Origin of the sequence: Leifsonia araucanica (assembly GCF_051161895.1) — a bacterium.
Classification (GTDB): domain Bacteria; phylum Actinomycetota; class Actinomycetes; order Actinomycetales; family Microbacteriaceae; genus Leifsonia.
The window spans coordinates 1,034,802-1,046,850 of the sequence record NZ_JBMBTW010000002.1 but is presented as its reverse complement, the minus strand read 5'-3'; the positions used below and the strand labels follow the sequence as shown (position 1 = coordinate 1,046,850).

Below are 12,049 nucleotides of genomic sequence, written 5' to 3'. Positions count from 1 at the left end.
GCTAGACTTCTCTGGCCTAGAAGCGTGCTCGCGTGCGGCTGCGTCGAGCAACGTCTTCGAAGGGACAGGCCCTGTAGCCGGGCCTCCCCGGCACATCCCTCTACTTTTGCAGGACGAACATGTGTGCCTGCGTTCATTGTTAGAGAGACAACCGAAAGGAAATCGTGTCTACCAAGTCACGTACCCGTAGCAAGACCCGCCTCTCGCGGTCGCTGGGCATCGCCCTGACCCCGAAGGCAGCGAAGTACCTCGAGAAGCGCCCGTACGCCCCCGGCGAGCACGGCCGCACCAAGCGCAAGGCCGACTCGGACTACGCCGTTCGTCTGCGCGAGAAGCAGCGTCTGCGCGCCCAGTACGGCATCCGCGAGAAGCAGCTGAAGATCGCGTTCGAAGAGGCTCGTCGCACGCAGGGCCTGACCGGTGAGAACCTGGTCGAGCTGCTCGAGATGCGTCTCGACTCCCTCGTGCTCCGTGCAGGCTTCGCCCGCACGACCGCGCAGGCGCGTCAGTTCGTGGTGCACCGCCACATCCTCGTCGACGGCCAGATCGTCGACCGTCCCTCGTTCCGCGTGAAGCCGGGTCAGCTGATCCACGTCAAGGCTCGCTCGGAGGGCACGGAGCAGTTCCAGGTCGCAGCGGCCGGCGGACACGTCGACGTCCTGCCGAAGACCCCTGGCTACCTCGAGGTCGAGCTCGACAAGCTGCAGGCGCGCCTCGTGCGTCGCCCGAAGCGCGCCGAGGTCCCGGTGACGTGTGAAGTCCAGCTCGTCGTCGAGTACTACGCGGCTCGCTAAGCACAGCGCTCAGAACAGCAGGGGTCGTGGCATCAGCCACGGCCCCTGCTGTCGTTCCAGGCACCGCGAACGGCCCTGGCCACATCGGGCCCTGCTGGGACTACGCTTGACCCGTATGCCGTTGACGGAATGGAAGGTGGCCTCGTGTCCGGTGGCGATATCGCAGGACTGATCGCGGCGGGCGTCTTCGCTGTGCTCGTGGGTTTCATCGCGATCCCGTTGGTGAAGTTCGGGCGCGTGCTCGACCAGACCCGGGATGCGATCAAAGAGGCGAGCGACGGCATCACGCCGATCCTCGACGAGACGGCGACGACCATCCACGAGACCAACAAACAGCTGGCGCGCGTCGACGTCATCACCAAGAACGTCGCGGACGTGACGGGCAACGTCTCCGCCCTCGTGTCGCTGTTCGCCGCAACGGTCGGCGGCCCGCTGATCAAGCTCGCCGGGTTCAGCGCAGCGGTCAGAGCCGCGTTCGGCTGGACACGGGGCTCTCGACGTTCCCGCAACACCACGCACTAAACTGACCGAGGCGCGCGGGAGACCGCCGGCAGGAGGCCTGCGCCCGCGTCGTATCCATCGAGGGAGAATCAGGACATGAAGAGTTTTCTGTGGCTCGTCGTCGGCGTCGCGATCGGGTTCGTCGTCGCGCACAAGGTGAACGAGACCCCGCAGGGGCGTCAGTTCTTCAGCAGCATCGACAAGAAGGCGCGCGACTTCGGCGAGGCCGTCTCCGACGGCTACCGCCAGCGCGAGGCGGAGATCCGCTCCGCCATCGACGGCGACTGACCCCTCCCTCCCCGTACCACCGCTCACTACCGCTCGGAAACCATGCAGACTGCTGAAATCCACCGCCGCTGGCTCGACTTCTTCGCCACGCGCGGTCACACCGTCGTCCCGTCCGCCTCTCTCGTCAGCGACGACCCGTCGTTGCTGTTCACGGTGGCGGGCATGGTGCCGTTCGTGCCATACCTGACCGGGCTCGTCCCCGCGCCGTTCCCGCGCGCGACGAGCGTGCAGAAGTGCATCAGGACGCTCGACATCGACGAGGTGGGCAAGACCCCGCGGCACGGCACGTTCTTCCAGATGTGCGGCAACTTCTCGTTCGGCGACTACTTCAAGGAGCAGGCGATCACGTACGCCTGGGAGCTCCTGACCACGCCCGAGGACGACGGCGGCCTCGGCTTCGACCCGAAGGACCTCTGGGTCACGGTCTACGAGGAGGACGACGAGGCGCGGGAGATCTGGAAGCGCGTCGCGCAGCTTCCGGATGAGCGCATCCAGGGTCTCGGCAGGGACACGAACTACTGGTCGACCGGTCAGCCGGGCCCGGCCGGCCCGTGCTCGGAGATCTTCTTCGACCGCGGCCCCGCGTACGGCATCGACGGGGGTCCTGCGACCGACGACGACCGGTATGTGGAGATCTGGAACCTGGTCTTCATGCAGTACCTCCGCGGCGAGGGAACCGGCAAGTCCGACTTCGAGATCCTCGGCGACCTGCCGAAGAAGAACATCGACACCGGCATGGGGCTCGAGCGCGTCGCGTTCCTCAAGCAGGGCGTCGAGAACATGTACGAGATCGACCAGGTGCGCCCTGTGCTCGACCGTGCCGCCCAGCTCGCAGGCAAGGAGTACGGCGCCGTCCACGACGACGACGTGCGCCTGCGCGTGATCGCCGACCACGTGCGCAGCGCCCTGATGCTGATGTCCGACGGCGTGACGCCGTCGAACGAGGGCCGCGGGTACATCCTGCGCCGCCTGCTGCGCCGCACCGTGCGTGCGATGCGCCTCCTCGGCGTCGACCACCCCACCTTCCCCGAGCTGTTCACCGTGTCCAGGGATGCGATGAAGGCCGCGTACCCGGAGGTGGACGCCGACTTCGCGCGCATCTCGCAGCTCGCGTACGCGGAGGAGGAGACGTTCCTCCGCACGCTGGTCGCGGGCACGAGCATCCTGGACACCGCGGTTGCGAACACGCAGCGCGCTGGCAAGGAGCAGCTGGCGGGCGACACCGCGTTCCTGCTGCACGACACGTACGGCTTCCCGATCGACCTCACGCTCGAAATGGCGGAGGAGGCCGGTCTCAGCGTCGACCGCGCGGCGTTCGACAGCCTGATGGCCGACCAGCGCTCCCGCGCGAAGGCGGACGCGAAGGCGAAGAAGACGGCACTGGCCGACCTCTCCGTGTACAGCGCGTTCCGCTCGCAGGGCGAGACCGTCTTCACCGGGTACACCGAGCTGGAGACCGAGTCGAGCATCCTCGGCCTGATCGTCGACGGTGCGTCGGTGAACAAGGCGACCGAGGGGCAGATCGGCGAGGTCATCCTCGGTGCGACCGCTCTCTACGCGGAGTCCGGCGGTCAGGACGCCGACGCGGGAACCATCGTCGGCCCCGGCTACGAGCTCGAGGTGCTGGATGTGCAGAAGCCGGTCAAGGGGCTGATCAGCCACAAGGTCTTCGTGCGCAGCGGAGAGGTCGGCGTCGGTGCTCCGGCGACATCGCTGGTCGACAAGGACTACCGTCGCGGCGCGCGCCAGGCGCACTCCGGCACGCACATCATCCACGCGGCGCTCCGCCAGGTGCTCGGTTCCAACGCGCACCAGTCCGGCTCGTTCAACAAGGCGGGCTACCTGCGTCTCGACTTCTCCTGGAACCAGGCGCTGTCGGCGGAGACGCGCAGCGAGATCGAGGAGATCTCGAACAACGCGATCCGCGACAACCTCGAGGTCACCACGCGCGAACTGCCGCTCGCCGAGGCCAAGGCGCTCGGCGCGATGGCGCTGTTCGGCGAGAAGTACGGCGAGACCGTGCGCGTCGTCGACATCGGCGGCCCGTGGTCGCGCGAGCTCTGCGCGGGCACGCACGTGATGTCGAGTGCCGAGATCGGGATGATCAACCTGGTGAGCGAGTCGTCCGTCGGTTCGACGAACCGCCGCGTCGAGTCCCTCGTCGGGCTGGAGGCGTTCCGCGACCTCGCGGTCGAGCGCACGATCGTGTCCCAGCTGTCCGGGTCGCTCAAGACGCCGCGCGAGCAGCTGCCGGAGAAGATCGCCGACCTCCTCGCCAACCTGAAGGCCGCGGAGAAGCGCATCGCCGCGTTCGAGGCGCGCGCCGTGCTCGACAAGGTTCCCGCTCTGCTGGAGTCCGCATCCCGTCATGGGGCGGTCACGGTCGTCGCGAGCGACGCAGGGACGCTGAACTCGGCGGACGACCTGCGACTGCTCGCCACCACCGTGCGCGAGCGCCTGGGCTCCGACCCCGCGGTCGTCGCACTCGCGGCACGGGCGGGGGACAAGCCGGTCGTGATCGTCGCCACCAACCAGGGCGCACGCGACGCCGGCGTCAACGCCGGTGCTCTCGCGAAGACCGCATCCGGGGTGCTCGGCGGCGGGGGAGGCGGCAAGCCCGACCTCGCCCAGGGCGGAGGCACGGACGTCGACGCGATCCCTGCCGCGCTCAGCGCGGTGACCTCGGCGATCGGCGGCTAGGGCGTCGTGCGCTCGGGAGTGCGCCTCGGCATCGACGTCGGGAAGGTCAGGATCGGCGTCAGCAGGTCCGACCTGCACGGGATGCTCGCCACCCCGGTCGAGACGGTGCAACGCTCCAAAGATGCTGCGGATCGCCGCAGGATCTCGGAGATTGTGACGGAACTCGGAGTTTTCGAGATTATCGTCGGGTTGCCTTTGGCGCTCTCGGGCGCGCACACCGCATCCACGGCCGACGCCGTCGGATTCGCTGAAGCGCTCGTCACGGAGGTGGGTGTGCCGGTGCGGCTGGTCGACGAACGATTGACGACCGTTTCGGCCCATTCGGCACTCCGGGCGTCGGGAAAGAACTCGAAAAGCGCGCGTCCGGTGGTGGATCAGGTGGCTGCCACGATAATTTTGCAGCACGCCCTCGACGCGGAGCGCGCTTCAGACCGTCCGCCGGGCACACCCGTTGAACCGAACATTGGACCCTAGTTTGTCGCAGAACCCTCCTACCCCGGGGCACGGCGAAACCAGCCAGCCGGACGGCCAGCCAGCACCGCCGCTGTTCCCGTCGGTCAACCGTCAGCCGCTGACACGGCGCGAGGCGAAGGCCAGAGAAGCGGCGGCGGCGAAAGCGGCGGCGGACGCAGCAGCGGCGGGACCCGACGCGGACGCAGCGCAGAGTGGCGCGGTCGACCCGTCGGGCCAGCAGGCTCCTGCACCGGCGGCACCCGCCACGCCCGCGCGCTCGGTCGCTCCGCTCGACTTCGACGCTGTGATCACCGGCCCGATCGCCGCCCAGCGTGACGGCAGCATTCCGGAGCAGGCGGAGGAACGGGAGCGGGAGACCGTCGGCGCCCGTCGCTCCAACTTCATCAGCGCGCGAGGACCGGCCGCGGACGCCGCGCAGGAGCCGGTGACCTCCGACCCGTTCGCCACCTTCGAAGAGCTCGCGGCCCAGCACGACGAGCACGCACCGGATGCGCAGCAGGACTCCCCGCTGGTCTGGCGGCAGCAGCACTACCTCTCGCACACCGAACCGCCCAAGAAGAAGCGCAGCCTCAAGCCGCTCTGGGTGACCCTGATCATCGTCGCGATTTTCGGCGGCCTGATCGGCGGAGCGTACGCGGTGTTCCAGCCCCAGATCGCGAAGCTCGTGCAGGCCATCACGCCGGTCGACAACGACTACACCGGCAACGGCACCGGCCAGGTGCTGTTCACGATCAACTCCGGCGACAGCGGGTCGGACATCGCGAACAACCTGGCGAAGAAGGGCGTGACGAAGAGCTACGAAGCGTTCTACACGCTGCTCCTCCGGCAGAAGCCGGAGCCGAACTTCCAGCCGGGACTGTTCAAGCTGGCCAAGCAGATGAGCGCCCAGGCGGCACTCATCGCGCTGCAGGATCCGGCGTCGAAGATGGAGAACACGGCGGTCATCCCCGAGGGCACGGCCGAGAAGGACATCCTGCCGATCGTGGCGGAGGCGACCAAGCTGCCGGTGGCCGACCTGCAGGCGGCAGCGGCGAACCCCGCGCAGTTCGGGGTCCCCGCGGAGGCGAAGACGCTCGAAGGATTCCTGTTCCCCGCGACGTACACGTTCACCCCGGGGATCACCGCGCACGACGCGATCAAGACGATGGTCGACCGCAGCTTCCAGGCGCTGGATGAGGCGGGCGTGGCTCCCGCGGACCGCTGGAAGACCGTGGTGCTCGCCTCCATCGTGCAGCGGGAGGCCGGGCTGGCCCCCGACTACCCGAAGGTGTCCAGGGTGTTCCTCAACCGGCTGGCGCAGGGCTGGGACCTGCAGTCGGATGCGACGGTCGCGTACGGCACCGGCAACACGCACACGGTGACGACGACCGACGCCGAGCGCGCCGACGCGGGCAATCCGTACAACACCTACGTGCATCCCGGACTGCCTGTCGGGCCGATCTCGAACCCGGGCGACCTCGCCATCGGAGCGGCGGTCCACCCGGCGGACGGACCGTGGATGTTCTTCGTGACCTGGAATCTGAAGACCGGCGAGACCATCTTCTCGACGACCGTGGAAGAGCACGACGCCGCGGTGGCGAAGTGGCAACAGTGGATGAGGGACAACCCCGGCTATGAGTGACGAACGCGGCGTGAACGGCAGCGGAGGAGCGGCGGAGGAAGACGGCGTCTCCGAGGCGGAGGCGGAGGCGACGATCGCCGCCATCGTGGAGGCGGAGCGCGCGGCGGAGGCCGAGGAGGCTGCCGTCGCCGAAGCGGAAGAAGCGGCTGAGCTGGAAGAGCCGGAGGAGCCGGAGGACGAGGCTGAGGCTGAGGCTGAGGCTGAGGCTGAGGCTGAGGCTGAGCCGGAGCCCGCGCCTGTCGCCGCCAAGAAGCCGGCCGCAGCGTCCAGCAAGCCGCGCGCGGCCTCGTCGAAGGCGGCCAAGCCCGTCACCCGCAAACTCGCGGTTCTCGGCTCGCCGATCGAGCATTCCAAGTCGCCTGCCCTGCATCGCGCGGCGTACGACGTGCTCGGACTCGACTGGGAGTACGACGCCGTCGACGTCGCCGCCGACGACCTCGCTGATTTCATCGACGGCCTCGGTCCGGAGTGGCGCGGGCTGTCGCTGACCATGCCGCTGAAGAAGTCGGTCGTCCCGGTGCTCGGTGAGACCGACAGGATCGCCGAGCAGACCGGAGCGGCGAACACCGTCCTCCTCGACGACGGCGCCGTGCGCGGCTTCAACACCGACGTTCCCGGGTTCGTGCGCGCGCTGTCCGCCGCAGGGATCGAGAGCGCGCACTTCGTGCACATCCTCGGCGGTGGAGCGACGGCGGCGTCCGCGCTCGTCGCCGCCGCGGAGCTCGGGGCGGAGAAGGTCGACATCTACGTGCGGTCGCTGGAGCGGAGCGTGTGGCTCGAACCGCTCGCGCACCAGCTGGGCCTCATGGTGCGCATCCGGCCGCTCAGCCAAGCCGACCGGTCGCTCGACGTACCCGACCTGGTGATCAGCACCCTGCCGGGCGGCGCGACGACGGATGCGCTCTACACCGACTCCACACGTCGCAAGGCCGTGCTCTTCGACGTGTCGTACGACCCGTGGCCGAGCGCGCTCGGCCGGTCGTGGAACGCCGTCGGCGGCCACGTCGTCTCCGGACTGGCGCTGCTCGCGCACCAGGCCCTGCTGCAGGTGCGGATCTTCGTCTCCGGCGACCCTCTGCAGCCGCTGGACGGCGAGGAGACGGTGCTGGCGGCGATGCTCGACGCGGTCGGGATCGACGCTGCGGGAGCACTGCTGGAGGACTGAGCCCTCTGCCCGCTGTGCCAGAATCGAATCATGCTTCGTTGGCTCACGGCCGGGGAATCCCACGGTCCCGAACTCATCGCCCTCCTGGAGGGGCTCCCCGCAGGGGTGCCCGTCTCCCTCGACGCCATCCGCGCCGATCTCGCGCGCCGGAAACTCGGCTATGGGCGTGGTGCGCGCATGAAGTTCGAGCAGGACGCGCTCGATATCTCGGGCGGCGTCCGCCACGGGTACAGCCTCGGCAGCCCCATCGCGCTGCGCATCGGGAACACCGAGTGGCCCAAGTGGGTCGACGTGATGAGCGCGGAGCCTGTCGACGAGCAGAAGCTCGCGAGCGGCCGCGGAGCACCGCTCACCCGCCCGCGCCCCGGTCACGCCGATCTGGTCGGGATGCAGAAGTACGGCTTCGACGAGGCGCGCCCAATCCTGGAACGGGCGAGTGCCCGTGAGACCGCCGCCAGGGTCGCGCTCGGCGCCATCGCCCGGTCGTTCCTGGCCGAGCTGGGCATCACGCTCGTCAGCCACACACTGTCGATCGGTCCGGTGCGCGTTCCGGAGGGTTCGCCCCTTCCGCTGCCGAGCGACGTCGACGTGCTCGACGCCGATCCGCTGCGTTGCTTCGACCCGGCGACCAGCGCGCTGATGGTCGAAGAGGTGGATGCCGCACACAAGGACGGCGACACCCTCGGCGGCGTCGTCGAGGTGCTCGCATACGGGCTTCCGCCCGGACTGGGTTCGCACGTGCACTGGGACCGCAGGCTCGACGCGCAGCTGGCGGCAGCGCTCATGGGCATCCAGGCGATCAAGGGCGTGGAGGTCGGCGACGGCTTCCTGACCACGACGCGACGCGGTTCTGAGGCCCACGACGAACTGGTGGCGGAAGACGGCGAGATCGTCCGCACCAGCGACAAGGCCGGTGGAACCGAGGGCGGCATGAGCACGGGAACCGTGTTGCGCGTGCGCGCAGGCATGAAGCCGATCGCGACGGTGCCGCACGCCCTCCGCACCATCGACATCGCCACGAGCGAGGCGGCGGCCGCCCACCACCAGCGCTCCGACGTCTGCGCCGTCCCCGCGGCCGGCGTGGTCGCGGAGGCGATGGTCGCGCTGGTGCTCGCCAACGCGGTCGTCGAGAAGTTCGGCGGAGACTCCATCGCGGAGACGGCGAGGAACCTGCGCGGCTACCTCGACGCCATCCCGCAGAACCTCGCGACGGAGCGCCTGTCGGCGCCATACGCCTGAGCACCGCACCCGTGACCATCGTCCTGATCGGTCCGCCGGCGGCGGGCAAGTCGCGCATCGGCAAACGGCTCGCCGCGCGCCTGAAGGTCCCGTTCGTCGACACGGATTCGCTGATCGTCGACGAGCACGGGCCCATCTCCGCGATCTTCGCCGAGCACGGGGAGCCGCACTTCCGCGCACTGGAACGCGCGATCGTGGCCAGGGCGCTCGGAGAGCACGGCGTGGTCTCGCTCGGAGGGGGCGCCGTCATCGACCAGGGCACGCAGGCCGACCTGGCCGATGCCCGCGTCGTGCTCCTCACCGTGAGCCCCGAGGCCATCGCGGCCAGGATCGGCAACGGCAAGCGACCGCTGGTCACCGACGTGGAATCGTGGAAGCGACTCGTCGCCGCCCGCACCGACATCTACACAGCACTCGCCGACTACACGGCAGACACATCGACCAGACCGATCGACACCATTGTGGAAGAGATCGCGGCCTGGGTCGAGGAAGGACAGCGATGACCCCCATCGAGAACGACCAGCCCACCGGGAACGACCAGCAGACCGGCAACGACCGGCCGACCGAGATCCTCGTCCCCGGCGCGGACCAGTACCCGGTGGTGGTCGGCCGCGGGCTTCGCACGCAGCTGGCCGACCACCTCGGCGGCGGCGTCGCCAAGGTGCTGATCGTCCACCCGCCGACGCTGGGCGCGGCCGCTGCCGAGCTGCGCGAGTCGCTGGTCGGGCAGTTCGAGGTGCTGCTGGCCGAGGTCCCGGATGCGGAGGCGGCCAAGCGGGTCGAGGTCGCCGCGTTCTGCTGGCAGGTGATGGGGCAGGCCGACTTCACCCGCTCCGACGCCGTCATCGGCTTCGGTGGTGGCGCGGTGACCGACCTCGCCGGCTTCGTCGCGGCCACCTGGCTGCGCGGCGTCCGGCTGGTGCAGGTGCCGACGACACTGCTCGGGATGGTCGACGCGGCCGTCGGAGGCAAGACCGGCATCAACACGGCGGAGGGCAAGAACCTCGTCGGCGCCTTCTACGCGCCGGCCGCGGTGATCTGCGACCTGGACACGCTCACCTCGCTCCCGCGCAACGAGATCCTGGCCGGGTTCGGCGAGGTCGTGAAGTACGGCTTCATCGCCGAGCCGGGGATCCTCGACATCATCGAGCGCGACGTCGACCGGGCCACCGATCCACTGTCCGACGAGTTCCGCCGCCTGGTCGAGCTGTCCATCGGCATCAAGGCGCGGGTCGTCGGGGAGGACTTCACCGAGCAGGGACTCCGCGAGATCCTCAACTACGGCCACACGCTCGGGCACGCCATCGAGCACGCCGAGCGCTACCAGTGGCGCCACGGCGCCGCCGTCTCCGTGGGCATGATGTTCGCGGCGGAGCTCGCCCGGCTGAGCGGGCGGCTGAGCGACGAGGTCGTGGACCGGCACCGCCGCATCCTGGAGTCCCTGACGCTGCCGGTGAGCTACCCGCTCGGCCGATGGCAGACGCTGCTCGCGTCGATGCAGCGCGACAAGAAGGCGCGGGGGAGCCTGCTGCGCTTCATCGTGCTCGACGACATCGCCCGGCCGACCGTGCTCGCCGGCCCCGACCAGAGCCTGCTGTTCGCCGCATACCAGGAGATCGGTTCGTGACGACCGCGACCACCGCGACCGAGCTGGCGGCCGAGGGTCCGCTCTCCGCCGCCGATGCGCCGGTAGGCTGATCGGCTATGAGCAGTGTTCTCGTCCTCAACGGCCCGAACCTCGGGCGTCTCGGCACTCGCGAGCCCGACGTCTACGGTGCGGAGACCCTGGACGACCTCCGGGTCGTCCTGCAGTCCGACGCGCCGGAGACGACCATCGACCTCCGCCAGACGGACGACGAAGGCCAGCTGCTGCGCTGGCTGCACGAGGCGGCGGACAGCGGAGCTCCCGTCATCCTCAACGCGGGCGCCTGGACCCACTACTCCTACGCGCTCCGGGATGCGGTCTCGCTCGTGACCAAAGCAGGCGGCACCGTCATCGAGGTGCACCTGTCCAACCCGCACGCGCGCGAGGAGTTCCGGCACACGAGTGTCATCTCCGCGGTCGCGAGCGGGGTGATCGCCGGATTCGGGTTCGACTCCTACCGCCTGGCGCTCGCCCACATTCGCCGAAACGCCGACTGACAACTAGAATCTCTTGAGGCTGCCGCCGCGTCCTTCGTGCGTGGCCGGCCACCGTGGACCGCTCCGGCGCGCATCCACCCGGATCTTCTCCCACAATCGAACGGAACTCACGCATGGCAACAACCGCTGACATCAAGAACGGCATCGTCCTCAACATGGACGGCCAGCTCTGGACCGTGATCGAGTTCCAGCACGTCAAGCCGGGCAAGGGCGGCGCGTTCGTCCGCACCAAGCTGAAGAACGTCACCAGCGGCAAGACCGTCGACCGCACCTTCAACGCCGGATCGAAGATCGAGACGTCGAACGTCGACCGTCGCGACTACCAGTACCTGTACCAGGACGGCGAGAACTTCGTCTTCATGGACACCAGCGACTACGACCAGATCAGCATCTCGGGCACCGTCGTCGGCGACGCAGCCAACTTCATGCTCGAGAACCAGAACGTCACCGTCGCGCTGCACGAGGGCGAGCCGCTCTACGTCGAGCTCCCCGCCTCCGTCGTGCTCGAGATCACGTACACCGAGCCGGGCCTGCAGGGCGACCGCTCCACCGGCGGCACCAAGCCGGCGACCGTGGAGACCGGCTACCAGATCCAGGTCCCGCTGTTCCTCGAGACCGGCACCAAGGTCAAGGTCGACACCCGCACCGGTGACTACCTCGGTCGCGTCAACGACTAGATGAGCGCCAGGACCAAAGCCCGCAAGCGTGCTCTGGACGTGCTCTACGGAGCGGACGTCCGGCAGATCGCGCTGAACCAGGCACTCGCGACCGAGGCGGAGCGCGCGGCCAGTGAGCCGCAGCGCGAAGCGTCGTGGCTGTACGCCCGCGAGATCGTCGACGGGATCATCGACAACCAGGACGAGATCGACGAGCAGATCGAGACGTACGCGCAGGGCTGGACCCTCGCGCGCATGCCGATCGTCGATCGCGCCATCCTGCGCATCGGCGTCTGGGAGCTGCTCTTCAACGAGCAGGTGCCGGACGGCGTCGCCATCTCCGAAGCCGTCGAGGCGGCGACCGTGCTGTCCACGGACGACTCGGCCGGCTTCATCAACGGTCTTCTCGCGAAGATCGCGCAGAACAAACCGAAGTAAGACCAGCCGCTCACCCGCAGGGAGCGCCCGA

At 68.9% G+C, this 12,049-nt stretch carries 13 protein-coding genes; all 13 read left to right on the top strand.

The window, feature by feature from the left end:
- Positions 1–164: 164 nt before the first annotated feature.
- On the top strand, positions 165–794 hold the full coding sequence (gene rpsD / locus ACN6M5_RS05030) for a 30S ribosomal protein S4 (RefSeq protein ID WP_085367757.1): 630 nt from the start codon (positions 165–167) through the stop codon (positions 792–794).
- Between the two features lie 144 nt (positions 795–938).
- A complete protein-coding gene (locus ACN6M5_RS05025) occupies positions 939–1,316 on the top strand; it encodes a DUF948 domain-containing protein (protein WP_085367756.1) in 378 nt (125 codons plus the stop codon).
- A gap of 75 nt (positions 1,317–1,391) precedes the next feature.
- Entirely contained in the window at positions 1,392–1,583 is a 192-nt protein-coding gene (locus ACN6M5_RS05020) for a hypothetical protein (RefSeq protein ID WP_055894169.1), read from the top strand.
- Positions 1,584–1,625: 42 nt separating this feature from the next.
- A complete protein-coding gene (alaS, locus tag ACN6M5_RS05015; RefSeq protein ID WP_434948757.1) occupies positions 1,626–4,283 on the top strand; it encodes an alanine--tRNA ligase in 2,658 nt (885 codons plus the stop codon).
- 6 nt (positions 4,284–4,289) lie between these two features.
- On the top strand, positions 4,290–4,757 hold the full coding sequence (ruvX, locus tag ACN6M5_RS05010; protein WP_179150701.1) for a Holliday junction resolvase RuvX: 468 nt from the start codon (positions 4,290–4,292) through the stop codon (positions 4,755–4,757).
- A 1-nt stretch (position 4,758) separates the two neighbouring features.
- The gene (gene mltG, locus ACN6M5_RS05005) at positions 4,759–6,378 is read left to right on the top strand and encodes an endolytic transglycosylase MltG (RefSeq protein ID WP_434948756.1); all 1,620 of its coding nucleotides are present in this window, start codon (positions 4,759–4,761) and stop codon (positions 6,376–6,378) included.
- Positions 6,371–7,543, top strand: coding sequence for a shikimate dehydrogenase (locus ACN6M5_RS05000; protein ID WP_434948755.1), 1,173 nt, complete (start codon positions 6,371–6,373; stop codon positions 7,541–7,543). The genes mltG and ACN6M5_RS05000 overlap by 8 nt, the downstream gene beginning before the upstream one ends.
- Before the next feature lie 30 nt (positions 7,544–7,573).
- A complete protein-coding gene (gene aroC, locus ACN6M5_RS04995; RefSeq protein ID WP_434948754.1) occupies positions 7,574–8,782 on the top strand; it encodes a chorismate synthase in 1,209 nt (402 codons plus the stop codon).
- A gap of 11 nt (positions 8,783–8,793) precedes the next feature.
- Positions 8,794–9,285 (top strand): shikimate kinase, encoded by a 492-nt coding sequence (locus tag ACN6M5_RS04990; RefSeq protein WP_434948753.1) that lies wholly within the window; start codon positions 8,794–8,796, stop codon positions 9,283–9,285.
- Positions 9,282–10,409 (top strand): 3-dehydroquinate synthase, encoded by a 1,128-nt coding sequence (aroB, locus tag ACN6M5_RS04985; protein ID WP_434948752.1) that lies wholly within the window; start codon positions 9,282–9,284, stop codon positions 10,407–10,409. The genes ACN6M5_RS04990 and aroB overlap by 4 nt, the downstream gene beginning before the upstream one ends.
- Before the next feature lie 77 nt (positions 10,410–10,486).
- Complete coding sequence (locus ACN6M5_RS04980) at positions 10,487–10,924, top strand: type II 3-dehydroquinate dehydratase (protein ID WP_085367748.1); 438 nt, start codon at positions 10,487–10,489, stop codon at positions 10,922–10,924.
- Between the two features lie 113 nt (positions 10,925–11,037).
- Positions 11,038–11,601: an elongation factor P gene (gene efp / locus ACN6M5_RS04975; RefSeq protein ID WP_085367747.1), complete on the top strand. Its 564-nt coding sequence runs from the start codon at positions 11,038–11,040 to the stop codon at positions 11,599–11,601.
- Positions 11,602–12,018 carry a transcription antitermination factor NusB gene (nusB, locus tag ACN6M5_RS04970; protein WP_085367746.1) on the top strand — a complete coding sequence of 139 codons (417 nt, stop codon included), beginning with the start codon at positions 11,602–11,604 and terminating at the stop codon, positions 12,016–12,018. It abuts the gene before it with no gap.
- Positions 12,019–12,049 lie beyond the last annotated feature (31 nt).